Origin of the sequence: Flavobacterium sp. Root186 (assembly GCF_001428525.1) — a bacterium.
Lineage (GTDB): Bacteria > Bacteroidota > Bacteroidia > Flavobacteriales > Flavobacteriaceae > Flavobacterium.
The window spans coordinates 570,343-596,046 of the sequence record NZ_LMHW01000010.1; the positions used below are offsets into that span (position 1 = coordinate 570,343).

At 32.7% G+C, this 25,704-nt stretch carries 28 protein-coding genes and 1 tRNA gene; 18 read left to right on the plus strand and 11 right to left on the minus strand.

From position 1 onward, the window contains the following. Positions 1-12: 12 nt before the first annotated feature. The 5 genes from ASD98_RS06260 to dnaA form a co-directional block, all read right to left on the minus strand. Positions 13-1,140, minus strand: coding sequence for a methionine aminotransferase (locus ASD98_RS06260; protein WP_056201601.1), 1,128 nt, complete (start codon positions 1,138-1,140; stop codon positions 13-15). A 44-nt stretch (positions 1,141-1,184) separates the two neighbouring features. After that, on the minus strand, positions 1,185-1,637 hold the full coding sequence (locus ASD98_RS06265; protein ID WP_056201604.1) for an energy transducer TonB: 453 nt from the start codon (positions 1,635-1,637) through the stop codon (positions 1,185-1,187). A gap of 21 nt (positions 1,638-1,658) precedes the next feature. Further along, positions 1,659-2,372, minus strand: coding sequence for an SAM-dependent methyltransferase (locus tag ASD98_RS06270; RefSeq protein ID WP_056201607.1), 714 nt, complete (start codon positions 2,370-2,372; stop codon positions 1,659-1,661). A gap of 73 nt (positions 2,373-2,445) precedes the next feature. Continuing rightward, entirely contained in the window at positions 2,446-2,913 is a 468-nt protein-coding gene (locus tag ASD98_RS06275; protein WP_053474056.1) for a low molecular weight protein-tyrosine-phosphatase, read from the minus strand. A gap of 9 nt (positions 2,914-2,922) precedes the next feature. Next, complete coding sequence (gene dnaA / locus ASD98_RS06280; RefSeq protein ID WP_056201610.1) at positions 2,923-4,350, minus strand: chromosomal replication initiator protein DnaA; 1,428 nt, start codon at positions 4,348-4,350, stop codon at positions 2,923-2,925. Between the two features lie 186 nt (positions 4,351-4,536). On the opposite strand from dnaA, the gene ASD98_RS06285 reads away from it, so the two are divergent. Beyond that, entirely contained in the window at positions 4,537-4,941 is a 405-nt protein-coding gene (locus tag ASD98_RS06285; RefSeq protein ID WP_056201614.1) for a thioesterase family protein, read from the plus strand. 31 nt (positions 4,942-4,972) lie between these two features. Here ASD98_RS06285 and ASD98_RS06290 read toward each other — a convergent pair whose 3' ends face one another. From ASD98_RS06290 to ribD, 3 genes are all read right to left on the minus strand, one after another. After that, on the minus strand, positions 4,973-5,605 hold the full coding sequence (locus ASD98_RS06290; protein ID WP_056201617.1) for a YigZ family protein: 633 nt from the start codon (positions 5,603-5,605) through the stop codon (positions 4,973-4,975). 165 nt (positions 5,606-5,770) lie between these two features. Further along, positions 5,771-6,373, minus strand: a complete 603-nt coding sequence (locus ASD98_RS06295) for an HAD family phosphatase (protein WP_056201620.1) — start codon at positions 6,371-6,373, stop codon at positions 5,771-5,773. Further along, positions 6,366-7,415 (minus strand): bifunctional diaminohydroxyphosphoribosylaminopyrimidine deaminase/5-amino-6-(5-phosphoribosylamino)uracil reductase RibD, encoded by a 1,050-nt coding sequence (ribD, locus tag ASD98_RS06300; RefSeq protein WP_056201622.1) that lies wholly within the window; start codon positions 7,413-7,415, stop codon positions 6,366-6,368. The genes ASD98_RS06295 and ribD overlap by 8 nt, the downstream gene beginning before the upstream one ends. 126 nt (positions 7,416-7,541) lie before the next feature. On the opposite strand from ribD, the gene ASD98_RS06305 reads away from it, so the two are divergent. The 3 genes from ASD98_RS06305 to ASD98_RS06315 all read left to right on the plus strand — a co-directional run bounded on the left by ASD98_RS06305 (position 7,542) and on the right by ASD98_RS06315 (position 9,503). After that, on the plus strand, positions 7,542-8,033 hold the full coding sequence (locus ASD98_RS06305) for a GNAT family N-acetyltransferase (protein ID WP_056201624.1): 492 nt from the start codon (positions 7,542-7,544) through the stop codon (positions 8,031-8,033). Between the two features lie 76 nt (positions 8,034-8,109). Next, positions 8,110-8,976 carry a peptide chain release factor N(5)-glutamine methyltransferase gene (gene prmC, locus ASD98_RS06310; RefSeq protein ID WP_056201627.1) on the plus strand — a complete coding sequence of 289 codons (867 nt, stop codon included), beginning with the start codon at positions 8,110-8,112 and terminating at the stop codon, positions 8,974-8,976. A 23-nt stretch (positions 8,977-8,999) separates the two neighbouring features. Beyond that, positions 9,000-9,503, plus strand: a complete 504-nt coding sequence (locus tag ASD98_RS06315; RefSeq protein WP_056201630.1) for a hypothetical protein — start codon at positions 9,000-9,002, stop codon at positions 9,501-9,503. A gap of 3 nt (positions 9,504-9,506) precedes the next feature. Here the strand turns inward: ASD98_RS06315 and ASD98_RS06320 are convergent, their stop codons facing one another. Further along, entirely contained in the window at positions 9,507-10,751 is a 1,245-nt protein-coding gene (locus ASD98_RS06320) for an ABC transporter permease (RefSeq protein WP_056201633.1), read from the minus strand. 215 nt (positions 10,752-10,966) lie between these two features. Between ASD98_RS06320 and hisS the strand changes: the two genes are divergently transcribed. The 13 genes from hisS (at position 10,967) to ASD98_RS06390 (ending at position 22,584) form a co-directional block, all read left to right on the plus strand. Then, positions 10,967-12,403 (plus strand): histidine--tRNA ligase, encoded by a 1,437-nt coding sequence (gene hisS, locus ASD98_RS06330; protein ID WP_056201639.1) that lies wholly within the window; start codon positions 10,967-10,969, stop codon positions 12,401-12,403. Positions 12,404-12,713: 310 nt separating this feature from the next. Next, positions 12,714-12,784 (plus strand) — tRNA-Trp (locus ASD98_RS06335). A gap of 305 nt (positions 12,785-13,089) precedes the next feature. Further along, a complete protein-coding gene (locus tag ASD98_RS06340; RefSeq protein ID WP_056201642.1) occupies positions 13,090-13,668 on the plus strand; it encodes a nucleotide exchange factor GrpE in 579 nt (192 codons plus the stop codon). 72 nt (positions 13,669-13,740) lie between these two features. Beyond that, positions 13,741-14,850 (plus strand): molecular chaperone DnaJ, encoded by a 1,110-nt coding sequence (gene dnaJ / locus ASD98_RS06345; protein ID WP_056201644.1) that lies wholly within the window; start codon positions 13,741-13,743, stop codon positions 14,848-14,850. A 163-nt stretch (positions 14,851-15,013) separates the two neighbouring features. Then, the gene (locus ASD98_RS06350) at positions 15,014-15,943 is read left to right on the plus strand and encodes an ABC transporter ATP-binding protein (protein WP_056201648.1); all 930 of its coding nucleotides are present in this window, start codon (positions 15,014-15,016) and stop codon (positions 15,941-15,943) included. A gap of 79 nt (positions 15,944-16,022) precedes the next feature. After that, the gene (locus tag ASD98_RS06355) at positions 16,023-17,339 is read left to right on the plus strand and encodes an ABC transporter permease (protein WP_056201651.1); all 1,317 of its coding nucleotides are present in this window, start codon (positions 16,023-16,025) and stop codon (positions 17,337-17,339) included. An 82-nt stretch (positions 17,340-17,421) separates the two neighbouring features. Continuing rightward, a complete protein-coding gene (locus tag ASD98_RS06360) occupies positions 17,422-18,585 on the plus strand; it encodes a sigma-54 dependent transcriptional regulator (protein WP_056201654.1) in 1,164 nt (387 codons plus the stop codon). Positions 18,586-18,682: 97 nt separating this feature from the next. Further along, the gene (locus tag ASD98_RS06365) at positions 18,683-19,348 is read left to right on the plus strand and encodes a DEAD/DEAH box helicase (protein ID WP_056201657.1); all 666 of its coding nucleotides are present in this window, start codon (positions 18,683-18,685) and stop codon (positions 19,346-19,348) included. Positions 19,349-19,405: 57 nt separating this feature from the next. Then, a complete protein-coding gene (locus tag ASD98_RS06370) occupies positions 19,406-19,996 on the plus strand; it encodes a hypothetical protein (RefSeq protein ID WP_128414790.1) in 591 nt (196 codons plus the stop codon). Positions 19,997-20,064: 68 nt separating this feature from the next. After that, positions 20,065-20,880, plus strand: coding sequence for an alpha/beta hydrolase (locus ASD98_RS06375; protein ID WP_056201665.1), 816 nt, complete (start codon positions 20,065-20,067; stop codon positions 20,878-20,880). A gap of 27 nt (positions 20,881-20,907) precedes the next feature. Beyond that, positions 20,908-21,126: a putative signal transducing protein gene (locus ASD98_RS06380; RefSeq protein ID WP_053474039.1), complete on the plus strand. Its 219-nt coding sequence runs from the start codon at positions 20,908-20,910 to the stop codon at positions 21,124-21,126. A gap of 118 nt (positions 21,127-21,244) precedes the next feature. Further along, positions 21,245-22,048 carry a Cof-type HAD-IIB family hydrolase gene (locus tag ASD98_RS06385; protein WP_056201668.1) on the plus strand — a complete coding sequence of 268 codons (804 nt, stop codon included), beginning with the start codon at positions 21,245-21,247 and terminating at the stop codon, positions 22,046-22,048. An 8-nt stretch (positions 22,049-22,056) separates the two neighbouring features. Further along, on the plus strand, positions 22,057-22,584 hold the full coding sequence (locus ASD98_RS06390; RefSeq protein ID WP_056201671.1) for a GNAT family N-acetyltransferase: 528 nt from the start codon (positions 22,057-22,059) through the stop codon (positions 22,582-22,584). Positions 22,585-22,667: 83 nt separating this feature from the next. Here ASD98_RS06390 and ASD98_RS06395 read toward each other — a convergent pair whose 3' ends face one another. Next, positions 22,668-23,192, minus strand: coding sequence for a hypothetical protein (locus ASD98_RS06395; RefSeq protein ID WP_056201674.1), 525 nt, complete (start codon positions 23,190-23,192; stop codon positions 22,668-22,670). Between the two features lie 498 nt (positions 23,193-23,690). Here ASD98_RS06395 and mtaB point away from each other — a divergent pair, with 498 nt between their 5' ends. Then, entirely contained in the window at positions 23,691-25,025 is a 1,335-nt protein-coding gene (gene mtaB, locus ASD98_RS06400; RefSeq protein ID WP_056201676.1) for a tRNA (N(6)-L-threonylcarbamoyladenosine(37)-C(2))-methylthiotransferase MtaB, read from the plus strand. Positions 25,026-25,190: 165 nt separating this feature from the next. On the opposite strand, the gene ASD98_RS06405 is transcribed toward mtaB, so the two are convergent. Beyond that, complete coding sequence (locus ASD98_RS06405) at positions 25,191-25,700, minus strand: hypothetical protein (protein ID WP_056201678.1); 510 nt, start codon at positions 25,698-25,700, stop codon at positions 25,191-25,193. Positions 25,701-25,704: the final 4 nt, after the last annotated feature.

Below are 25,704 nucleotides of genomic sequence, written 5' to 3' on the forward strand. Positions count from 1 at the left end.
TTTTGATAAACTTTATATATCACATAGTTTTTTCGCGGCAGATTCTAAGGTGAAATTGTCTTTGGCAAAGCAAAAACGTATTAATTTTTGATCTTTATGATCGGAGTAAAAAGTGGAAATAGGAATTGCAGCAACACCGTGATCAATAATTAGATTTTTGCAGAAGGTTACATCATCTTCATTGGAAATATTAGCATAAGAAGCAACCTGAAAATAAGTTCCTTCGCATGGTTTTAATTCAAATTTGCTGTTTTTAAGGAGTTTTTGAAAGTAATCTCTTTTTTCCTGATAGAATTTTCCAAGTAAATTGACATCAACAATATCTAGATATTCGCTGATCGCAAATTGTGAAATACTATTGACACTGAAAACTAAAAACTGATGTATTTTTTTGATTTCCTTCATTAAATATTCAGGCGTAATCGTGTAGCCAATTTTCCATCCCGTGATATGAAATGATTTCCCGAAAGAAGAAACCATAATACAGCGATCTAAAAGAAAGCTTTTGGTATGTGCCGAGATATGTTTTTCTTCGAAAGTAATGTATTCGTAAACTTCATCAGATAAAACTATGATATCAGGATATTTTGAAAGTATTTTTTCAAGTTGAAGAAAATCAGCTTCATTTAATATTTTTCCTGTTGGATTATGTGGATTATTGATGATAATCATTCGGCTTTTTGCAGAACAGGCTTTTTCGATTGTTTCCCAGTTTGGTGTATAATCGTCGTTCAGCGGCACACGAACTGGTTTTGCTTTGCACAGTAAAACCGGAGATTCGTAAGAATCATAACTTGGATCGAGAATAATTACTTCGTCGTTTTCTTTTACCAAAGCTAAAATTGAAGTAAAAATTCCCTGCGTTGCGCCAGCCGTAACTAAAAGTTCTAAATCAGGATTGATTGTTCTGTTGTAAGAATCCTGAATCAGCTTTGCAATTTTATTCATCAATGGTGGATAACCTGCCATTGGTGTGTATTGGTGTACGTTTTCCTTTGATAATCGGGCAACAATATCCGTTAATCTTTCATCAACAGGAAAATTTGGAAATCCCTGCGAAAGATTTATTGCATTATATTCAGCTGCCATTTTTGACATTACCGTAAAAATGCTTGTGGTTACGTTTGGAAGTTTACTCATGATAAAGTTTGATTTGGGGAAAACTTGTGAGTGAATAAAAAAACTTAATTTATTACCATTGGTATGGAGTAGAGGACTCTAACAGTTTTATTGTTTTGTTTTCCCGGGCTCCATTTTGGAAATGATTTTAAAACTCTTATGGCTTCTGCACCTGTTTCGTGTCCAAGGTCTCTTAAAATTTTAATATCGCTTAACGATCCATCTTTTTCAATAATAAAAGTGGCGTATATCTTTCCTTTTAAACCTTCTTTTGGATTTTTGAAATTTTGTTTTATAAAGCTGTTCATTGCTTCTACTCCTCCTGGGAATTCTGGTTTTACTTCTATACCAGCGGTGTTATAAACTGGATTGTCTTCTTCTACAACTACACCGATTGGCATATAAGGTAGATCCTCAGTATTTTTAGGAGATGTTTTGTCAGAAGAATCTTTTGTCGTTGCTTGGGAAAAAATATTTTGTGCGAAGCAAATTAAAATCAGAATTAAAAACTTTTTCATTATGATGGTTTTATAGTTAGTTTACATTTTATGAATAATAAAAATGGTCGGTCTGTTATGTAAATCTACTTTTAATTTTTTCCAATCCGAAATTTTCATTGTCTTAATGAATTCTGTTGGCAGTGTAATATCTGTCGCAATACATAAATGTGTTGAAGGATTTACGATTTGCAGAATATCCTCTACTAATTTATTATTTCTATAAGGCGTCTCAATAAAAATCTGTGATTGATTTTTATCCTGAGATAATTTCTCAAAATGTCTCAATGCCGATTTTTTCTCGTCTTTGTCAATAGGTAAATAACCGTTGAAAGTAAAACTTTGACCGTTCATTCCGGAAGCCATCATAGCCAATAGGATAGAAGAAGGGCCGACTAAAGGTACCACCTGAATTCCTTTTTCGTGTGCCAGTTTTACAATGACAGCACCGGGATCAGCAACTCCCGGGCATCCGGCTTCGCTCATTAATCCCATGTTTTTTCCTTCTAACAAAGGTTTTATAAAATCTAAATGTTCGCTTGGTTCTGTTCTTTTATTTAGGGTAAAAAGTACCAATTCCGATTGTTTTTTTTCAGGATAAACTGCTTTTATAGATTTTCTGGCTGTTTTATCATTCTCAACAATATAGTGGTCAATAAGTTCTATTGCTCTTTTTACGGTTTGTGGTAAAACATCCATCGGATCGCTTTCGCCCATTGTGGTTGGAATTAAGTATAGTTTTCCTAGGAGTTTCATTTTGTGATATTTTATAAATTAAAATAAAAAATGTATTTCAATTATATAAGGAACAATTGAAATACAAATTAAATTATGAATGCTTTTCGATAAGTTTTTGGGCAATTATTTCAGATACTTCGTCCAGCATTTGATAAACATTATCAAATCCGTTGGCGACTCCGTAATAAGGATCTGGAACATCTACATTTTCGTCTGGAAATAATTCATTCAGAATAAGACGAACTTTGTTTTTATGTTCAGGAGTTTTGGCCAGATGAAGGACGTCACGCAAATTCGAGCTGTCCATAACGTAGATATAATCGAACTCGTCAAAATCTGAAGCTTTAAATTGTCTTCCTTTTTGACCATCAATACATAAACCATTTTTTTGAGCAACAGCAATCGAACGTTTGTCCGGAGCATGACCAATATGCCATGATCCTGTTCCGGCTGAATCAACAATAAATTTGTCTTTAGGTAATTTGGATGCTAAAATTCCTTCTGCTAAAGGAGATCGGCAGATATTTCCTAAACAAACCATTAAAACTTTTACTGGCATGATTCGCGTTTATAGCGTTAGTTTTTTGTTGATGTCTTCGACAAATTTTTTGAATTGTTTGTCTGTAGAAACTAAATTGTCAACTGTTTTACAAGCATGTAAAACGGTAGCGTGATCGCGGTCTCCAATTTGTGAACCAATGTTTGCCAAAGAAGCTTTTGTAAATTTCTTTGCAAAAAACATGGCCAATTGTCTCGCCTGAACAACGTGTCTTTTTCTGGTTTTAGATTGAAGTGTTTCAATATCCAGCTGAAAATAATCAGACACAATTTTTTGGATATAATCGATAGAGATTTCCCTCTTTACGTTTTTAACAAATTTCTCAACTACACTTTTCGCTAATTCAAGCGTAACCTCTTTTTTGTTGAAAGAAGATTGAGCGATTAATGAAATTATAGCACCTTCAAGCTCTCTTACGTTAGATTTAATGTTGCGGGCAACATATTCCAAAATATCTTCCGGCATATCAACACCATCACGATATAAAATGTTTTTTAAGATCGAAATACGGGTTTCATAATCAGGTTGGTGCAATTCTGCAGACAATCCCCATTTGAAACGAGATAATAAACGCTGCTCAATATCCTGCATGTCTACAGGAGCTTTGTCAGAAGTTAAAATTACCTGTTTTCCGTTTTGGTGCAAATAGTTAAAAATGTGGAAAAATACGTCCTGAGTTCCTGATTTTCCAGATAAAAACTGAACATCATCAATAATCAAAACGTCGATTAATTGGTAAAAGTGAATGAAATCATTACGATTATTCTTTTTAACCGAATCAATATATTGTTGTGTGAAAATCTCGGCAGAAATATATAAAACCGTCTTTTCAGGATATTTGTCTTTTACTTCAACACCAATAGCGTGTGCTAAGTGCGTTTTTCCTAAACCAACTCCTCCAAAAATCAATAGCGGATTAAATGAAGTTCCTCCAGGTTTATTGGCAACGGCCATACCTGCAGAACGGGCTAAACGGTTTGAATCTCCTTCAAGGAAATTATCAAAACTATAATTAGGATTTAGCTGTGATTCGATTTTTAAATTTCTGATACCAGGAATTACAAACGGATTCTTAAGTTCAGGATTTAAATTTTTAAACGGAGCGTCAACTTCTTGTGGTTTCATAGGAACTCTGTTAGAACTTGGCAGCTGCTCGGTAAACGGCTGTTTATTTCCATAAGTGTTCTCCATTTTAATTTTATAGAGTAACTTTGCGTTTTTTCCCAGTTCTTTGGTAAGCGCAACTTTCAATAATTTTACGTAATGCTCTTCGAGCCATTCGTAGAAAAATTTACTTGGTACTTGAATATATAACGCGTTGTCGGTTAGCTCAACTGATTTGATTGGTTCAAACCAAGTTTTGTATGCTTGATCTTGAATATTGTCCTTTATAAAAGACAAACAGTTTTCCCATACCGATTGAGCAGTTTTAGTCATAGATTCAAATAAATTTTTTTATTATTGATAAAGATTCTCCTATAAAAAAGGAGCAAAATTTTTCCGTTTTTCAGGATAACAAATATGTGAACAAATTTCTGTAAAAAAAAATATTTTGGTATCTAATTTTATAAAAAAATGTTGTAAGAGAACTTCAGTAATTTTAAATTTTTTAATGTATAAATAATGAAAAATCATCAAACGCAAGTGCGTGTTCGTTACTCCGAAACTGACCAAATGGGGGTCGTTTATCACGGAAATTATGTGCCTTATTTTGAAATTGGACGTGTGGAATGGCTTAGAAATAAAGGGATTTCGTATAAAAGTATGGAAGAAAGCGGAATTGGACTTCCGATTGTTTCAATGCAAATCAATTATAAAAAATCAGCGCGTTATGATGAACTTTTAACAATTCACACAACATTCAAAAGTCAGTCGTCTGTTAAGATTGAATTTGACTGCGAAATCTATAATGAAGCAAATGAGTTATTAACAACCGCAGTGTTTATTTTAGTATTTATTTCGTTAAAATCAGGTCGACCAACTGCCCCTCCTGATTATATTTTAGAATTATTTAAAACCCTAGCGTAATTGTTAAAACGAAGGATGTTTTTATACTAAATTACACAATTTTAATATCGATTTCAAACATTAAATCAAAAATGTCGAATATAGATTCGGCATTTTTTTTTCGAGTTTTAGTTATTATTTTGCCAATTGGAAGACCGGAGTCTTCATCCATTTCCATTTCCTGAGAAATTATTTCCAATTTTTTCTCCTTTATAACACGCATTACTTTATTCATGTTTTTATAATCAAAGGAAATTAAAAATTGAACATCAATTGTTTTTTCTACAATTTCGGAAACTTCTAATGTCATTTGCGCTGTTGTTCTATAAGCTGCGATCAAACCGCCAACACCTAATTTTGTACCGCCAAAAATACGAACCACAACTATAAGGACATTCGTTACGCCAAAAGATTGTATTTGCCCGTAAATAGGCGCGCCCGCGGTGTTGCTCGGTTCCCCATCATCGTTGGCACGATAAGAAATTTTGGGAGCAGTACCTAATTGATAAGCATAACAAAAATGTACAGCATGCGGATGAAGTTTTCTTAAGTCTTCGATAATCGGTTTTACTTCATCCTCATTTTCTATAGGAAATGCATAACCAAAGAATTTGCTTCCTTTTTCCTTAAAAAGCACTTCTTCAGATTCTCTGGCAATGGTTTGATACGTATCGTTATATTCCAAATCTAATATTCTAAATTATTTTTTTTCACAAATTTTAAAAGTTTTCACGCAGATTCTGCAGATTTGAGCAGATTTAATTTTTATTATAATCTGTGTAGATCAGCTTAAATCTTTTTAAATCTGCGTGAAAAAAACATTTTAATCTTGAAATTTATGTGAATATTTCTACAATAATCCTTTGGTAAACAAATCGACAACATCTTCCTGTCCCACTTGTAAATTCCAAACATGTAAACCTAATGCTGCTGCTGCATCGGTATTTTCTTTTTTATCATCAACAAATAACGTTTGCTCAGGAATTAAATTATGTTCATCTATTAAATGTTGAAAAGACTCCGCATTTGGTTTTCGTTTTCTGATTTCAAAAGAAAAATGAACTTTTTCAAAACAATTATAGAAATCAGTATAAAAAGGAATACCAGTCGTTTTCTCAAAAGTAGCAATATGAATAGCATCCGTATTGCTTAATAAAAACAAACGGTATCTTTTTGAAAGTTCTTTTAAGAAATCTAATCGATAAGAAGGAAAATCAGCCAAAACAGCATTCCATGCTTTTAGAATTTCTTCAACTGGTGCATTTGGAAGCTGTTTTTGAAACCCGACTATAAAATCATCATATGAAATATCTCCAGTTTCAAATAATAAATTCAATCGGTCAAGTTCAGTATTCCATTCCGTCAATCCCAAATTTTGCAAACCTGAAATCGTTCCTTGTTTGTCTAAATTGATAAAAATATCTCCAAAGTCAAAAATTATCGTATCAATCATGGTTTCTTACGTATATTAATTCGTCGTTTTGAATATAAGTTTTAAGGGCATTTTTCTTTTGAAGTTTTGGCGCTTTTATTCCTTTTTCAAATGTGTTTTTTCCAACAAAAATTCTCGCTTCGTCCCAAATATTTTGATCTATAAAAGACTGCAGAGTCTGTCTTCCGCCTTCAATAATTATAGATTGAATTTGATGTTGATATAAAACAGATAAAAGATTCTCAATCACGTTTTCATTAAAATCAATCTTTTCAAAAATGGTGTTTTCGGTCGAAAGATTGTTTTCAGATTTCGAAAACACAATAGTTTTTACACTATCATCAAAAACAAAACTATTTTTTGAAATTCGGTTGTTTTGATCTAAAATCACCCGAACAGGATTGTTTCCCGACCAGTCGCGAACATTTAATTTCGGATTATCAACAACAACTGTCTGCGTACCGGCTAAAATGGCTTGTTCTTCGCTTCTCCATTTGTGAACCAATTGTCTTGAATATTTGTTGGTTATCCAAACAGGTTTGCGTTCCTGATTCTCTTCTTTTTCGGGAGCTAAAAATCCATCCTGACTTTCGGCCCACTTTAATATAATATAAGGTCTCTTTTTTTGATGAAAAGTAAAAAAGCGTTTGTTGAGTTCGTTACATTCATCTTCTAAAATACCTACGGTTACGTTTGCTCCGGCTTCAACCAATTTTTTGATTCCGTTTCCGGCTACTTTTTCATTAGGATCGACCGTTCCAACAACCACATTCGGAATTTCATTTGCAATAATTAAATCACAGCAAGGCGGCGTTTTTCCAAAATGAGAGCAGGGTTCTAAACTCACATAAATGGTTGCTTTTTTTAATAGCGGTTTATCTTTTACAGATCGAACCGCATTCACTTCGGCGTGTGGCTCGCCGGCTTTTTTGTGCCAGCCTTCACCAATAATTTTATCTTCATAAACAATTACACTTCCCACCATTGGGTTTGGATAAGTTGTTCCAAAACCATTCTTAGCAAGTTCGATGCATCGTTTAATATATTTCTCATGTATATTCACCCTGCAAAAGTAACTATTTTTGAGTTTTGAGTCTAATGTTGCAATTATTGTTGTGAAACAAAACAAAATGTTATGAAACTATCGGAAAAGTATTTTTATTTTTGTAGATATAAGTGAATAAATAAAATGAGAAATTGGAGTATCAGAAAAATTAAAAAAGAAGACAATCAAGCAGTTGCAAAATTAATACGATCCGTTTTTGACGAAATGGAGATTCCAAAAGTGGGAACCGCTTATGAAGATCCCTATTTAGATTTAATGTTTGAAGAATACAATAAACCGCAATCAGTCTATTTTGTAGTTGAAAGTCAAGGCGAAATTTTAGGCTGTGCCGGAATTGCGCCATTAGAAAATGGAGATTCAAAAATTTGTGAATTGCAAAAAATGTATTTTTTACCAGAAGTTCGCGGATTAGGAATTGGAAGTAAAATGATGGATGAATGTCTAAATGAAGCAAGGAATTTTGGTTTTGAAAAATGTTACATAGAAACAATGCCGTTTATGCATGCGGCTCAAAAATTATATAAAAAATCAGGCTTTGAATATTTAGATGCACCAATGGGTTGTACCGGGCATAATTCTTGCCCAGTATGGATGTTGAAAGATTTGCAGAACTAATTTTAATGAGTTGGTTTTGTAAAATTTATGTGAAGAATAATTAGCTTTGGCTGAAAAATAATACGCAATAAACGCAATGAAAATTAAACAATATCGTACTCAGTTTATTAAAGAGTTATCTCCTTTGTACGATGCGTACGAAGCGGAAAGTTTTTTCTATTTAATTTTAGAAGATAAACACAGGCTGCGTCAAATAGATTTGGCTCTAAATCATGAATTATTTTTTTCTGAGTCTGATTTTGCTGTTTGGGAACTATTATTGGCACAGTTAAAAAAAGAAGTTCCTATTCAATATTTATTAGGTAAAACCAGTTTTTACGGTTTAGAATTTGAAGTAAACGAAAATGTTTTGATTCCGAGACCGGAAACAGAAGAATTGGTCGAATGGATTATTAATGAAAATAAATCGCTTGATAAAACCAAAAAACTAAAAATTCTTGATATCGGAACCGGAAGCGGATGTATTGCTATTTCATTGGCTAAAAATCTGCCTCACGCAGATGTATATGCCATAGATGTTTCAAAAAAAGCAATAGAAACTGCAAAACGAAATGCGAACAGAAATAAAGTAGATGTTACTTTTATGTTTCAGGATATTTTAGAAACAGAAGAATTAAAATGTCAATTTGATGTAATTGTTTCAAATCCGCCTTATGTGCGAAATCTTGAAAAAGAAGAAATCAAGAAAAATGTTCTCGACTACGAACCGCATTTGGCATTATTTGTAGATGATAATGATGCGTTAGTTTTTTATAGAAAAATAGCTTCTCTAGCACATAATAATCTCTTGGAAAACGGACAATTGTACTTTGAAATCAATCAGTATTTGGGAAAAGAAATGATCGATTTGCTAGGTAAAATGGATTTTATAAACATCGATCTTCGTAAAGATATTTATGATAACGACCGCATGATTTCCTGCAAGGTTTCTAAAACCTTGTAGGTATTTTTATTCAATAGCAAAAAATGAAATTACAAATTAGGAATTTTAATGCACATCAAATATCTGAAAGATTTGATATCGAAATTCCTTCTGATGATTCTTCAGATTTAAAGATTTGCTATGTTGATTTTGAGTTTGAAGAAAAGCCAGAGTATAATATTACTGCAAAATTTCTGCTCAATCAAAATAATTTGAAATTAGACGATTTTAACTTTGTTTATTTCAAAAATATAGATTTAATTTTCTTCAGATTCATTTATCAATGGGGAATAATTGATTTGAAAAACAAAAGATTGAAAAGAAATGTAGTTGATTACTCTTTAGATTTTCCTTTTTTTTATTTGCACGAAAATTGTATTTTAATTGTAGATGATCTATTTGCTGAAACTATAACATTTGATGGTGAGACAATAGATACAATTCTAAATGAACAGCCTCATGAAATAATTGAGTTCGAGAACTATTTTGAATTTGACATAATAGGAGTTGAGAAAAGAAAACTTATGAAAACCTTGCAGGAAACGTAAAAATTACTCATATCGTAAAGCCTCAATAGGGTCTAATTGCGAAGCTTTAATTGCAGGATATAAACCGGAAACAATGGCAACCATAAAACTGGTTCCAAAAGCGGCAAAAATTGCCATCCACGGAATCACAAAAGCAAAACTCATTGCGGCTGCAAAAGCGAAACCTATTAGAATTCCTAGCACAATTCCGACCAAACCGCCAATTTGTCCAATTAATAAAGTTTCGATAAAAAACTGAACTGAGATTGTAACTTTTGTTGCGCCCAAAGCTTTTCGAACACCAATTTCGCGGGTACGTTCTGTAACCGAAACAATCATAATATTCATTAAAGCGATTGATGAACCTAAAATAGTGATAACAGAAATAATCCACGATGCCCAGCCTAAGTATTTTGTAATTCCAAGAATTCTATTGATTAAATCATCGCTTCGGCCAATACCAAAATTGTTATCACGAACCGGACTTAGTTTTCGAACTCTTCGCATTGTACTTGTTGCATTATCAACGGCTTCGTCTAAAAGTTCTTTTTTAGAAACCATCACACTGACAGTGTAATTAATGTTAGGTGCAGTAAATAAAGATCGTGCTACCTGAATAGGAATTAAAACGCGCAAATCCTGACTGTTTCCAAAAGTTGAGCCTTTTTCTTTTAAAACGCCAATAACTTTAAAACGTGCACCGCGAATCGAAATTACTTTGTCAATTGGGTTTACATCTTTTAATAAACCTTTTTCAAAATCAGAACCTACAATGCAGGAATAAGTATTATTGTCAACATCAAATTGATTGAAAGAACGTCCTAAAGTAGTTTCTAAACCTGAGTTTGAAATAAAATGTTCGTCAACACCCACAATTGTAATTTCAGGATCTGTTTTAGTGTCCAAATATTTTACTTCTGCTTTTGAAGTTGCTGTAAACGAAAGAGAAGTTTCGGTAAAAGGATATTTGTATTTATTTTTGAAGGCCACCGCTTCAGGATAAGAAATAATCGGATTTATAATTTCCCGCTCGTTTCCACCGCGGTTACGAACCGTATTTTCATATTGATTGATGTTAAAAGTATTTGCTCCCATAGAAGCAAAATTGGTCGAAACGGTGTTTTCAAGTGCTGTTACAACAGTTAAAATTCCAACCAAAGCGGTAATTCCGATAGCAATAATTAAAACAGTAAGAATGGTTCGCAGCAATTGAGTTTTGATAGAACCAAAAGCAATTCGGATATTTTCTTTAAATAATTTTAGCATCATGACCAATTTGTCACGAAAATACGGTTTTTGTTACAAGTTTGTTTTCGAACCGCTATTATTTATTTTAAAAAGTAAGATATTTGCAGTCCATTTAGAATTTGTGATTTCGAAAATAAATTACAAATCTGAAAATAAAATAAACCAAAAAAAGATTTTAAATAAGGATTTCAATAGCAAATCTAAATCTAAAATCAGAAATCTAAAATAAAAAAGAGATGGCTTCAAAACCAAGCATTCCACAAGGAACAAGAGATTTTTCGCCTGCCGAGGTGTCAAAACGTCAATATATTATTCAGACGATAAAAACTAATTTTGAAAAATTTGGTTTTCAACCTATCGAAACTCCTTCGTTTGAGAATTCAGACACCTTGATGGGGAAATATGGGGAAGAAGGCGATCGTTTGATTTTTAAAATCCTGAATTCAGGTAACTTTTTCTTCAATAAAAATAAAATTGAATTACCGGAATCTATAGAATCGCTTCAAGTTAATTCTGCCGAAACTATTGATTTAGGCCAAAGAATTGAGCTGAATAAATTTACAGGAAGAATTTCAGAAAAAGCATTGCGTTACGACTTAACAGTGCCGTTTGCAAGATACGTTGTGCAGCACCAAAATGAAATTGAATTTCCTTTTAAAAGATATCAAATCCAACTGGTTTGGAGAGCAGACAGACCACAAAGAGGGCGTTATAGAGAATTCTATCAATGTGATGCCGATGTTGTGGGTTCAACATCACTTTGGCAGGAAGTAGAATTAGTTCAGTTATATGATACCGTTTTTACATCTTTAGGTTTAGAAGGAGTTACAATCAAAATAAACAACAGAAAAATATTGTCTGGAATCGCTGAGGTAATTGGCGCTTCAGATAAATTAATTGATTTTACAGTTGCTCTTGATAAATTAGATAAAATTGGCGAAGACGGCGTAAAGAAAGAAATGATCGAAAAAGGTATTTCTGAAACAGCCTTGGTAAAAGTACAGCCGCTTTTTAGCTTTACCGGAACTTTCGCAGATAAAATTAAGCAGCTTTCAGAATTATTAGCTTCATCAGAAGAAGGAATGAAAGGTGTTGAAGAATTGAAATTTATTTGTGACAATGTTGCAGTTTTAGGATTGTCAAGCGCAATTTTAGATCTTGATGTGACTTTGGCACGCGGATTAAATTATTATACAGGTGCTATTTTTGAAGTTGGAGCTCCAAAAACGGTTTCAATGGGTTCTATTGGCGGTGGCGGTAGATACGACGATTTGACTGGTATTTTTGGTTTAAAAAATATGAGCGGTGTCGGAATCTCTTTTGGATTAGATAGAATTTACTTGGTTTTAGAAGAATTACAATTGTTTCCAGAAACTGTTGCGGCGACTTCAAAAGCAATATTTATTAATTATGGAGATAAAGAAGCTTTGTATGCTTCAAAAGCCATTCAGAAATTAAGACAAGAAAATATAAAAGTAGAATTGTATCCGGATAATGTAAAAGTTGGTAAACAGTTTCAGTATGCAGATAAACGTTTGATTCCGTTTGCAGTAATTGCCGGCGATCAGGAAATTGCATCAGATTCTTATGCTTTAAAGAATTTAGTGACTGGTGAGCAGGTTTCTGTAGATTTCGAAGGATTGAAAAAAGCTTTGTTAGGTCAAATGTCTTAGGGCGAAGGTTTTTTTGCCACAGATTACACAGATTAAAAGGATTTTTTATTTACGCAGGTTCGGCAGATTTAATTTAATATAAAAATCAAATTAAATCTGCCTAAATCTTTTTTAAAATCTGCGTAAAATAAAAGTTTTTAATGACAAGCGAATAGATTTCGAAGGATTAAAAAAAGCTTTGTTAGGTTAACTATTTGGAACGAAGGTTTTTGCCTCAGATTAGACAGATTTAAAGGATTTTCTTTTTAAATCTCTATGTGAAATAGTTGCTGGGAAAGAAAAAAAACTTTTAATTTGCCGACCTTAAGTTACGGGCGTAGTTCAAGGGTAGAATAGCGGTCTCCAAAACCGTTGATGGGGGTTCGAATCCCTCCGCCCGTGCGATAAAAACATAAAAAAAAGCTTCGTCTCTGTAAGGCGAAGCTTTTTTTAATATAAGGTAAACTTGAATTAATAATTATTTATGAGGCCGAAGCCAACCCTTAAATTCAATTTTGATAGGTAATAATTTATGTTCCCAATTTGGATACCAAATATACGACAAACTAAATCGTAATAGTCTTAAAATTATAATAAATTTTTATTGCCTAATTTCGGTTTTTAAAACTCTCATACTTAATAAAGTGACAATTTGACATTTTAGAAGATTTGGCAGTACTTTTGCAATCCAACAGAAAGAAATAAAAATGAAGTTTAAGAATATTTTTAAAAATAAAAGTAATATGACTACTGAAAATACAGAATTCGATCAGGAATTAGATGATGTAACGTTAGAGAACAATGCCAACGGTGAGCAGTTAATTGTTGAAGAATTAAGTGTTGAAGAGCAATTAGCTCAAGACTTGGCAAAGGAAAAAGATAAGTTTTTGAGATTATTTGCCGAATTTGAAAATTACAAAAAAAGAACTTCAAAAGAGCGTATGGATCTGTTTAAAACTGCAAATCAAGAAGTTTTGTTAGCAATGCTTCCTGTTTTAGATGATTTTGACAGAGCGGCTGTAGAAATCAACAAATCTGACGATGAAAATTTGAAAAAAGGAGTTGAGTTGATTCATGAAAAGCTTAAAAGTACTTTAGTTTCTAAAGGTTTAGAGCAAGTTGAAGTAAGAGCAGGTGATGCTTTTAATGCTGATTTTGCTGAGGCAATTACCCAAATTCCGGCTCCGTCTGATGAATTAAAAGGGAAAATTGTTGATGTTATTGAAAAAGGATACAAATTAGGAGACAAAATTATTCGTTTCCCTAAAGTAGTAATCGGAAACTAAAAAATACGAACAGAAGTTTCAATGCCAAAGTTTGGATTTTGGAATTTTTAGATTTGGAATTTAAACCTAATTATGAAAAAAGATTTTTACGAAATACTAGGCATTTCAAAAAATGCTGACGCTGCCGAAATAAAAAAAGCATATAGAAAAAGTGCGCTTAAATACCACCCTGATAAAAATCCAGGCGACAAAGAGGCAGAAGAAAACTTTAAATTAGCAGCTGAAGCTTATGAAGTTTTAAGCGATCCACAGAAAAAAGCAAAATACGATCAGTACGGACATCAGGCATTTGATGGTTCTGGCGGATTTGGCGGTGGTCACGGCGGTATGAATATGGATGATATTTTCAGTCAGTTTGGTGATATTTTTGGTGGAGGATTCGGCGGTTTTGGAGGCGGAGGCGGAGGTCCTCGCCGTGCTAAAGGAAGCAATCTTCGAATTAAAGTAAAACTTACTTTAGAAGAAATTGCAAATGGTGTTGAGAAAAAAGTAAAAGTAAAACGTAAAGTTCAGGCAAAAGGTGTAACGTATAAAACTTGTACGACTTGTAACGGTCAAGGTCAGGTAATGCGTGTAACTAATACCATTTTAGGAAGAATGCAGTCAGCATCAACATGTCCTACTTGTGGTGGTTCTGGTCAAATTTTAGATAAAAGACCTTCTGAAGCAGATGCACAAGGAATGGTTCAGGAAGATGAAACCGTATCAATCAAAATCCCGGCAGGTGTTACTGACGGAATGCAGTTGAAAGTTTCAAACAAAGGAAACGATGCGCCGGGAAATAGTATTCCGGGTGATTTAATCGTTGCCATTGAAGAAGTAGAACACGAATTCTTAAAACGTGAAGGCGAAAATATTCATTTTGATTTATACATCAGTTTCCCGGAAGCAGTTTTAGGAGTTTCAAAAGATATTGAAGCAATCAACGGAAAAGTTCGTATTAAACTTGAAGAAGGTATTCAATCTGGAAAAATCTTAAGATTAAAAGGAAAAGGTATTCCAAGTTTAAACGGTTACGGAAACGGAGATTTATTGGTTCACGTAAATGTATGGACACCAAAAACATTAAACAAAGAACAAAAACAATTCTTTGAAAATGCTTTAAACGATGAACATTTTGTGCCAAGTCCAGAAAAATCTGAGAAATCATTTTTTGAAAAAGTAAAAGATATGTTCTCATAATCTAAACTTTTTCTAAATGTTTAAATAAATTCAAAACCCATTCTAAACATAAATAGAATGGGTTTTTTGCGTATTATTATGCAGATTCGATAGTAATTATTTACTTTTACAGACTGTTGGTAAAAATAGCAAAAGCCAGCACAAGAAAATCCAAAAAAACAAAATGAGCAACTTACTCGAAGTACATAAAGTCGTAAAACAATATGGCGATTATGTAGCGCTTAACGAAGTTTCATTAAATGTGCCAAAAGGCAGTATATATGGACTTTTAGGTCCGAATGGAGCTGGAAAAACTTCCCTAATCAGAATTATCAATCAAATTACAATGCCGGACAGCGGCGAAATAATTTTAGATGGAGAAAGACTGCAGCCAAAACACGTGCAGACAATTGGTTATCTTCCGGAAGAAAGAGGTTTATACAGCTCGATGAAAGTAGGGGAACAATGTTTGTATCTCGCACAAATGAAAGGACTTTCTAAAGCTGAAGCTAAAAAACAATTGGATTATTGGTTTGACCGTTTAGGAATTCAAGGCTGGTGGAATAAAAAAATTCAGGAACTTTCTAAAGGAATGGCGCAGAAAATTCAGTTTGTAGTTTGTGTTTTGCATAAACCAAAATTGCTGATTTTTGATGAGCCTTTTTCAGGTTTTGATCCCGTAAATGCCAATGTTATAAAAGATGAGATTCTGGCGTTAAAAGAGCAGGGTTCAACCATTATTTTCTCGACCCACAGAATGGAAAGCGTAGAAGAACTTTGCGATCATATAGCATTAATTCATAAATCAAATAAACTGATTGAAGGAAAAGTTGGTGATGTAAAACGCCAGTTTAAAACCAACAGTTTTGAAGTTGGAATTCTGACTAATAATGTTGAAGGTTTAATGTACGATATTACACAAAAGTTTACCGTTTCGCCGGCTAATTTCAAATCTTTAAATGATGATTTAAAATTAAATATTCAAATAGGAAATGCAACACCAAATGAATTATTGAATGTCCTGACACAACGCGGACAAGTAACGCATTTCGTAGAAAAAATTCCAAGTGTAAACGATATATTTATCCAGACAGTTACTGAAAACACAAAATAAAATTCCAAAAAAGAAATTCCAAATTCCAATTTAAGAGTGTTCAAAATCGGAATTTGGAATTTGAAAATTTAAAATATTTATGAGCATCATTTCGTTGATTATAAAAAGAGAATTTATTGCCAAAGTCCGCAATAAATCTTTTGTTGTCATGACTTTTTTGAGTCCGCTTTTGTTTGTTGCGATAGCCGTTTTTATAGGTTATTTAAGCACGATGAAAGCCGAAACAAAACGTATTGCAATTCATGACGAAACCGGACTTTTTGCTGCAGATTTTTTAAAAGAAAATAAAAAAGGTGCTGAATTCAAATACCTGAATTTGTCTGAAATTGATGTAAAAGCTTTAAAAGACAGTATTACAAAAGAAAATTTCAGTGGCTTAATTGTTATTCCAAAAACAAATAAGACAAAAGATTTAGAAAGTAAAATTGAGTTTATTTCGAACAATAGTCCAAGTATTTCTTTTATAGAAAGCACGCAGAAAATCATCGGAACAAAAATCACGAAACTAAATCTGGAAGAAGCAAAACTAGATACGCTGGCAATTCAAAAAGCACAGTCAGATGTCAATATTCATTTGGTTAAAGCTTCGGGAGAAGAAAGTTTAAAAGGATTAAATGAAATAAAAATTGCTATAGGCGGTGCATTTGGTTATTTAATTATGATGTTTATTATCATCTACGGAAATATGGTAATGAGAAGTGTAATCGAAGAAAAAACAAACCGAATTATCGAAATCATTATTTCATCTGTAAAACCCTTTCAGTTAATGATTGGTAAGATCGTAGGAACATCATTGGCCGGAATTTTACAATTTATGATTTGGGCGATTATTGGTTTGGGATTAATGTTTGCAGCTTCGGCATTTTTTGGTATAAATATCAGGCCGGGATCTAATATTCCACCTGTATTAATGCAATCAGTAGAGCATAATTTTTCTCAAATAATACAAATGGGATTAAGAGAAGCATGGAATTTACCTATTCCAAGTATTCTAATTGGTTTTGTAATTTATTTTATTGGAGGCTATTTCCTATACAGTTCGTTTTATGCGGCAATCGGAGCAGCTGTAGACAATCAAACCGATTCGCAGCAATTTCTTTTGCCAATATTAATGCCGTTAATTCTAAGTGTCTACATCGGATTTTTTACGGTTGTAAATGACCCGCACGGAACGGTAGCCGTTGTATTTTCAATGATTCCGCTTACGTCGCCAATAGTTATGTTAATGCGTATTCCGTTTGGTGTACCGTGGTGGCAAATCGCAATTTCGGTATCATTATTGTTTGCTACATTTTTCCTTGTCGTTTGGTTTGCAGCAAAAATTTACCGTGTAGGTATTTTAATGTACGGCAAAAAACCAACGTGGAAAGAGTTATATAAATGGTTAAAGTATTAAATTCCAATTCAAAAAGAATGGGGATAAATCCCAAATTCCAATGGTTGGATTTTGGAATTTTTAAAATTGAAAATTACGAAGAATGAGCAGGATACTAATAATTGAAGACGAAGCAGCGATTAGAAGAGTTTTGGTAAAAATATTATCAGAAGAAAATGATACCTATCAGGTTGAAGAGGCTGAAGATGGCGCCGCGGGTCTTGAAAAAATAAAGAACAACGATTATGATTTGGTTTTGTGTGATATCAAAATGCCAAAACTGGACGGCGTTGAGGTTTTAGAAGAAGTAAAAAAGATTAAGCCGGAGATTCCGATGGTTATGATTTCGGGTCATGGCGATATGGAAACGGCAATTCATACCATGCGTTTGGGAGCTTTTGACTATATCTCAAAACCACCAGATTTAAACCGATTATTGAATACCGTTCGTAATGCTTTAGACAAGAAACAATTAGTTGTTGAAAATAAAATCCTAAAGAAAAAAGTCAGCAAAAATTATGAAATGATTGGCGACAGCGAATCGATTAATCATATAAAAGTGATGATTGATAAAGTTGCTCAAACCGAAGCAAGAGTTTTGATTACGGGGCCAAACGGAACAGGAAAAGAATTAGTAGCGCATCAATTGCACGAAAAAAGCGAACGCGCCAATTTTCCATTAATTGAAGTAAACTGTGCGGCGATTCCGAGTGAATTGATCGAAAGTGAATTATTCGGACACGTTAAAGGTGCTTTTACATCGGCAGTTAAGGATCGTGCCGGAAAGTTTGAAGCAGCTGATAAAGGAACTATTTTCTTAGATGAAATTGGAGACATGAGTCTTTCGGCGCAAGCCAAAGTTTTACGTGCGCTTCAGGAAAGTATGATTACAAGAGTTGGTGCGGATAAAGATATTAAAGTTGATGTTCGCGTAGTTGCTGCAACAAATAAAGATTTAAAAACAGAAATTGCCGAAGGCCGTTTCCGTGAAGATTTATACCATCGTTTGGCTGTAATTTTGATTAAAGTTCCGCCATTGAATGAGAGACGTGACGATATTCCTTCTTTAATTAGACACTTCGCTGAGAAAATTGCTTCTGAACAGGGAAATGTAGTCAAAGTATTTTCGGCGCAAGCCATACAATTATTGCAGGAATACGATTGGACAGGAAATATTCGTGAACTTCGAAATGTTGTCGAAAGATTAATCATTTTAGGAGGAACAGAAATTTCTGAAACCGATGTAAAAATGTTCGCAAGCAAATAAGCTTCGCGCTGTAGGCTATAAGCTTTAAGCTTTAGGCTATTAAATTATAAATAATTTTTGCTTATAGCGTATTGCTTAAAGCTTAAAGCATAAAAACATGAAACTAAAAAAAATAAACGAGAAATTACAAGACGGACTAATTGAAAACGGTTTAACAGAAGCAAATGTTTTGCAGATGGAAACTTTTTCAACCATAAAAAGTGGTGCGGATTGTATTATTATTTCTCCAGAAAAAAGTGGAAAAACAACTACAATTGTTTTGAATGTGATTCAGCAATTGGCTGGAAAAACAGAAGAATCACCACGTGCTTTGATTATTGTGGAAGACAAAGCAAAAGTGCTTGAAATGGAAGAGCTTTTTGAGAAATACGGAAAATATACCAATCTTGAAGTGTACGGTGTTCATGACAAAGGCGATATGGATTACGATAAAAATTACATTTCTACCGGAGTCGATGTTTTAATTGGAACGCCAAATAAATTGAGTGATATGTTTTCGACAGCGGGTTACAATGTAAACCGTTTGAAAATGTTTATTCTGGATGATGCAGATCCTATTTTGAAATTACGTCATGAAACTAAAATCATGCGTATTTCTAACAGTATTGCCAAAACACAACGTTTAATTTTTGCTGAAACTTTGACAGAACGTATCGAGATTTTGGCAGATAAAATGCTGTTAGAACCTTATTTATTTGATATGGATGAAGAAGGTGAGGAGGAATTGGATGAAGAGGAAGATGATATTGAGGAAGAAGAGTAGACCATAAAAAAAGAATTGTAATTGATAAAGAGAATGAAAAGAGATCATCTATATTTTTTGATTACAATTCTTTTAGCGGGCAGTTTTTTAGGCTGTGCCGGTTTTTCAAAAAAGAAATTTGCTAAAGATTTAGAAAATTTGAGTGCAGAGAATATTTCCCGTTTAGAAGGGAATTATGTCTTAAATCCAATTTCAAGTTATACAAAATCCGGAGCAACTAAGATTGCGGGTCATTCAAGAGACTCAATAAAGTTTAATAATGCGTATGACTTTATAGTGAATCAGAATTTTATGCAAAAAAGACAATTAAATACTATCAAGTCAGTAAATAATACAATTTTGCTAAATCTCAAATTTGAGAATAATAAACAATTATCTGTAAAAGTTCTGGAAAACTCCATGCCTATTGTAGAAACGGTAATTTCCGGTGAATTTAAAGACGGAATGTTTTACCTTGATAATAAGTTCTTAAAATGGACAGGAGTACCTTATCTTTTAGGTGGTTCTCAAAATAATAAAAGAAGAATTGGTTTAGCTAAAAACGGTAACCTTCTAATTAATGAAGCGGTAAGTAATAATGGAGCGTTTTTATTTATATTTTGGGCTGGTTCAGACTATAATTTAACTTACGAATATCAGAGAGAATAGCGGCAGTTTTCAGTCTCAGTTTACAGTAAAAAAACTGTAAACTGAGACTGAAAACTAAATAATAATATATGGAAATATTCAAAACACTCAAATTTTTGTCAATCGTACTTCTGTGCTTTTTTCTGATTATTTATGTTTTGATAATTTCATATGTTTATTTTAATCAGGTTGAATTAGTTTTTCATAGTTCGAGATTACCAAAAGATTACAAGTTTGATTATCAGCAAAAATTCGAAGAGATAAACATCAAATCATTTGATGGAACTATTCTTAACGGATTGTTATTTAAGGCTGAAAATTCTAAAGGACTGGTTTTTTATCTTCATGGAAATGCCGGAACACTTGAAACCTGGGGTAAAATTGCAAAAGTATATACTTCATTAGGATACGACATCTTTATTTTAGATTATAGAAGTTTCGGGAAAAGTGAAGGTGAAATCGAAAATGAAGAACAATTATCAAAAGATATTTCAATTGTATATCAGTTAATGACTAAAAAATATCCTGAAGATAAAATCATAATTGCCGGATATTCGATTGGTTCTGGATTTGCGGCTAAATTAGCTTTCGAAAATAAACCAAAAGCTTTACTGCTGCAGGCGCCGTATTATAATTTTTTAGAATTGTCAAGTAAACGAGTGCCAATGTTTCCAGACTTTATGAAAAAGTTTAGTTTAGAAACCAATGTTTATCTTCCGCAGATAAAAGCTCCAATTTATATTTTTCATGGAACGGCAGACCAATTAATTCCTTTTGAGAATTCAGTTCGGTTAAAAAAACTTTTGAAAGCAAATGCTGCTTTTTATCCATTAAAAAATCAGGAACATATTGGAGTAAATGAAAATGAAGATTTTCAAAATCAATTAAAAACAATACTAGAATAGATTAATAATTAATAAAATAAAAATGTCATGGGATTAATGAAGGTGTTTTCAGGAAGTGAAGTATTAGCAATTGCTTTGCAGGAAAGATTAGAAGAAGCCGGCGTAGAAACTGTAAAAAAAGATAATATTCAATCAGCTCGTTTAGGAGGCTTTGGCGGTACAGATTTGGCCGTTGAGGTTTTTATTCAGGAAACAGATTTTGCAAAAGCAAATCCGGTTATTGAAGAATTTAGAATGAGTATTTAGGAAGTTTTTTTTTCAGTGTTCAGTATTTAGTGTTCAGTTTGCATCAAAACTGTGACTGAACACTAAATACTGAACACTGAAAACTGAATATTACTCAAAACTGCAAACTAAAAAAAAAATGCAATACAAAATGTTAGTTCTGGACATGGATGATACCTTGTTGACAGACGACCACAAAATTTCAGATTTAAATAAAAAAGTTTTATTAGAGGCACAGGCAAAAGGTATTTATGTTGTTTTGGCTTCGGGAAGACCAACATCGGCAATGACTGCTTATGCTAAAGAGCTGGAATTAGATTTAAATGATTCTTATATGATTTCTTTTAACGGAGCTATTATCAGCCAGGTGAAAGATGATTTGATTTTATTTGAACAGAAGCTTACTATAGAACAAATTCACGCTTTATACGATTATAGTATAAAAATGAAAACGCACATTATAACATATTTAGATGACGAGATTATAAGCGAAACCGATTCTGAATATATCGAAATCGAAAAAGATATTACGGGTATGGCGCACCGTAAAGTTTCGAGTTTTAAAGATTATGTTGACAGACCTGCTGTAAAATGTATTTTACTTGAAAATCCTGCTTATTTAAAAGAAGTTGAAAAAGATTTATTAGCCGCAATGCCGCATTTAAGCGTTTCGATGTCTAAACCTTTTTTTCTTGAAGCAGCACAAAACGGAATAGATAAAGCGGCAAGTTTAAAACAATTGGCAGATAAACTCGGAATTCATCAAAGTGAAATTATTGCCATCGGAAACGCCGGAAATGATTTAACTATGATCGAATATGCCGGTTTAGGTGTTTGGGTTGATAATGTAACGCCTGAATTGCGAGATAAAGCCAATTTAATTGTATCTTCAAATAACAATGACGGAGTTGCCGAAGTAGTACAGAAATATATTTTAAATTAATTTTTGAGATGAAAAATCCAATCGAAACAGAACGTTTGATATTACGGGAATTAGAACTTTCTGATGCAGAAGGAATGTTCGAATTGGATTCGAATCCGAATGTACATTTGTTTTTAGGGAATAATCCCGTAAAACATATTGAAGAAAGTATTGGTTATATCAAATTTGTTCAAAAACAATACAAAGATTTTGGAACAGGCCGCTGGGCAGTAGTTCTCAAAGAAACCAATGAATTTATTGGCTGGTCAGGAATAAAGTATATTACAGACGAAATCAATAATCATAAAAATTTTTACGAGTTGGGATATCGTTTTATCGAAAAACATTGGGGAAAAGGATACGCTTCTGAGGCAGGAAAAAATTTTATTGATTATGCTTTTAACGAAATGAAAGTAGAGAAGCTTTACGCTTTCGCGGATGCGGGAAATGAAAATTCCAGAAAGATTTTAGAAAAACTAGGTTTTCATTTTGTGAATTCTTTCGAATATGAAGGAGAAATAGAAGTTTGGTATGAACTCAAAAATCCAAACTTATAAAGGATATTTTAAGAAATGCGTTCCTCCAAATCTTTGAAAACTATAAAAGTCTGCAAAGATTTGGAAAACGTAGTTTCTTTGAATTATTTTTTAGCTACAGAAACAAAATATTTATTTCCGTCACCCATTGTAAGTTTTACACGTTCGTCACAAAGATCGATTGCATAAGCGGCACTTTCGTAACAGCTGCAAGTTGTATTTTTATCTTTAGACATTTCAGTTTTACAATTATTATTTTTGAATGTTGCTAATTGTGGAGTATATAAACTTACTAAATCTGTAGAAGCAGTAACTAAAGAGATAATACTTGCTGAATTATTGTTAGTAATTCTGTAAACAATTCTATCAGTATAGTTTACTTCGTTTACAGTTACTTTACGAATATACGTGTAAGCTGTTGATTCTGCACTTGGCTCCTTTACTTCAAATTTAAACCCTACCGCACGAATGGCAATATCAAATTGTGACTGAGAGTTTAAACTCGCCCAATTTGTTAAAGTACTAATAGATGGAAATGGGTTTGCAGCTGCAGCAGGAGCATTAGTTTGCGCTTGCGAACTAAAAATGGTTAAGAACATCAAGCAGATCGTGGGTAAAAATGCTTTCATAATGGAGTTTTTAATTTTTAATTTTGCCTACTCTTTATGGTTTTCGGCGTTCCCATTCGTTTTTTAATAACAAAACAACAACATAACGATTTAAAATCAAAATTGTTTTATATGAATTGTTATAATATTAATATTACCGTTTAAAATCTATAAAAACTCAATATAAAGTTGAAATTTTCTAAGCAAAGTTAAATGTAAGAAAATTTTAATTTAAAAGACAAAAAAATGTATTTAATCGATTAAATTTGCACTTAATCGATAATTTTGTCATTTTATTCCTATTGAATTAAAATCTATCATCACCTAAAGTACAAAAATTAAGAAATAATTGTTTTATTATTTGATTTTTTAATGCATTTTAAAATTGATGATTTATGCAAAATATTGATATATAGTATATTATTGATTTTATTTTCAAGAATATTGTATGTAAATTTGCAAACTCTTTAACAGAGATGTAAATATAATATCTTACTACTATAAATGTAGTGCATTCCTATGGAAAATAGAAAAAAAGTTGCTTTTTATACGCTTGGCTGCAAATTGAATTTCTCAGAAACCTCTACGATTGCCAGAAACTTTAATGATGAAGGTTTTGATCGTGTCGATTTTGAAGAAATTGCAGATATATATGTTATCAATACCTGTTCTGTAACAGAAAATGCAGATAAGCAGTTTAAGCAGGTTGTAAAAAAGGCAATGAAACTTAATGATAAAGCTTTTGTTGCAGCAGTTGGATGTTATGCACAATTAAAACCAGAAGAATTAGCAGCTGTTGACGGCGTTGATTTAGTTTTGGGAGCTACAGAAAAATTTAAAATCACAGACTATATTCATGACTTGAGCAAGAATGATATGGGTGAAGTTCATTCCTGCGAAATTGCCGAAGCTGATTTTTATGTGGGAAGTTATTCTATTGGCGATCGTACTCGTGCATTTTTGAAAGTTCAGGATGGCTGCGATTATAAATGTACCTATTGTACAATTCCGTTAGCGCGTGGAATTTCGAGAAGTGACGCTTTAGAGAATGTCTTAAAAAATGCCAAAGAAATTTCGGCACAAAATATTAGAGAAATTGTTTTAACAGGAGTTAATATTGGAGATTACGGAAAAGGCGAATTCGGGAACAAAAAACACGAACATACTTTTCTTGATTTAGTTAAAGCTTTAGATGAAGTTGAAGGAATTGAGCGTCTTCGTATTTCATCTATCGAGCCTAATTTATTGAAAAATGAAACAATAGAGTTCGTTTCACAAAGCCGTACTTTTGTACCGCATTTCCATATTCCGCTGCAATCAGGAAGCAACGATATTTTAAAATTAATGAAACGTCGTTATTTACGTGAAGTGTATACAGACCGTGTCAATAAAATTCGTGAAGTTATGCCGCACGCCTGTATTGGTGTCGATGTAATTGTTGGTTTTCCTGGTGAAACCGATGAACATTTCTTAGAAACCTATCATTTCTTAAATGAAATGGATATTTCTTATCTACACGTTTTTACTTATTCTGAAAGAGATAATACTGAAGCTGCAGATATGCCGGGAGTTGTTCCTGCGAATGTAAGAGCAAAAAGAAGCAAAATGTTACGCGGATTATCTGTTAAAAAACGTCGTGCTTTTTACGAAAGCCAATTAGGAACAAACAGAACTGTTTTATTCGAAAGCGAAAATAAAGAAGGTTATATTCACGGTTTTACCGAAAACTACGTAAAAGTAAAAACGCCTTGGAATCCTGAATTGATTAATACTTTACACGAAATCAATTTGACAAAAATTGATGAAGATGGAAGTGTTCGTTTGGAGTTTGTAAATAAATTGGCAGAAGCTTAAAAAAATATACATCTAGTTTGTCATTGCGAGGAACGAAGCAACCTCACTAATAATAAGTAAGTTTACTAATCAAATGTAATACTGAGTGTGATTGCTTCGTTTCCCGCAATGACAGAAAAAAGAAAAAGCCCTTTTAAAAGGGCTTTTTTTATTGTATCAAAAAATCTACTTCTGATTTTCAGGAATCACCAATTTTAACGAATTAATATAATCTGTATCAAATTCAATAACCCTTATTTTTTCAGGATTAAAAGCTAATTCTCCGCCAAACTGACCTCTTGTATCCAGGAAATCAATTGTAAGTTCTTCATCAGTCAGCGAAATTAATTTTCCTAAATAAGCAGATTTTGCAGACTTTTTAGAAATCTGAAAAATACCGTGCTGATTGTTGATGAAATTTAAAATTGAATTCAAATCCCGAATCGGAATAATATCCTCTGCGTTTGTTTTTAGCCCTTTTAATCGAATTACTTTTTCTGTAAAGGCCAAATCCTGATCTCTGTGAATTGCTTCGATGTTTTTGTTTTTCAGGATTACATAACCATCCAAAATATAATCAACCGGATTGTTTCGAAGTAAAATCCAGTCATCAGAATAATCAATAAGAAATCCGGTAAAAATTTCTTTTTTATCCTGAAATTCTATCGCAATTAATTGTCTTAAATATTGTTCCATCATA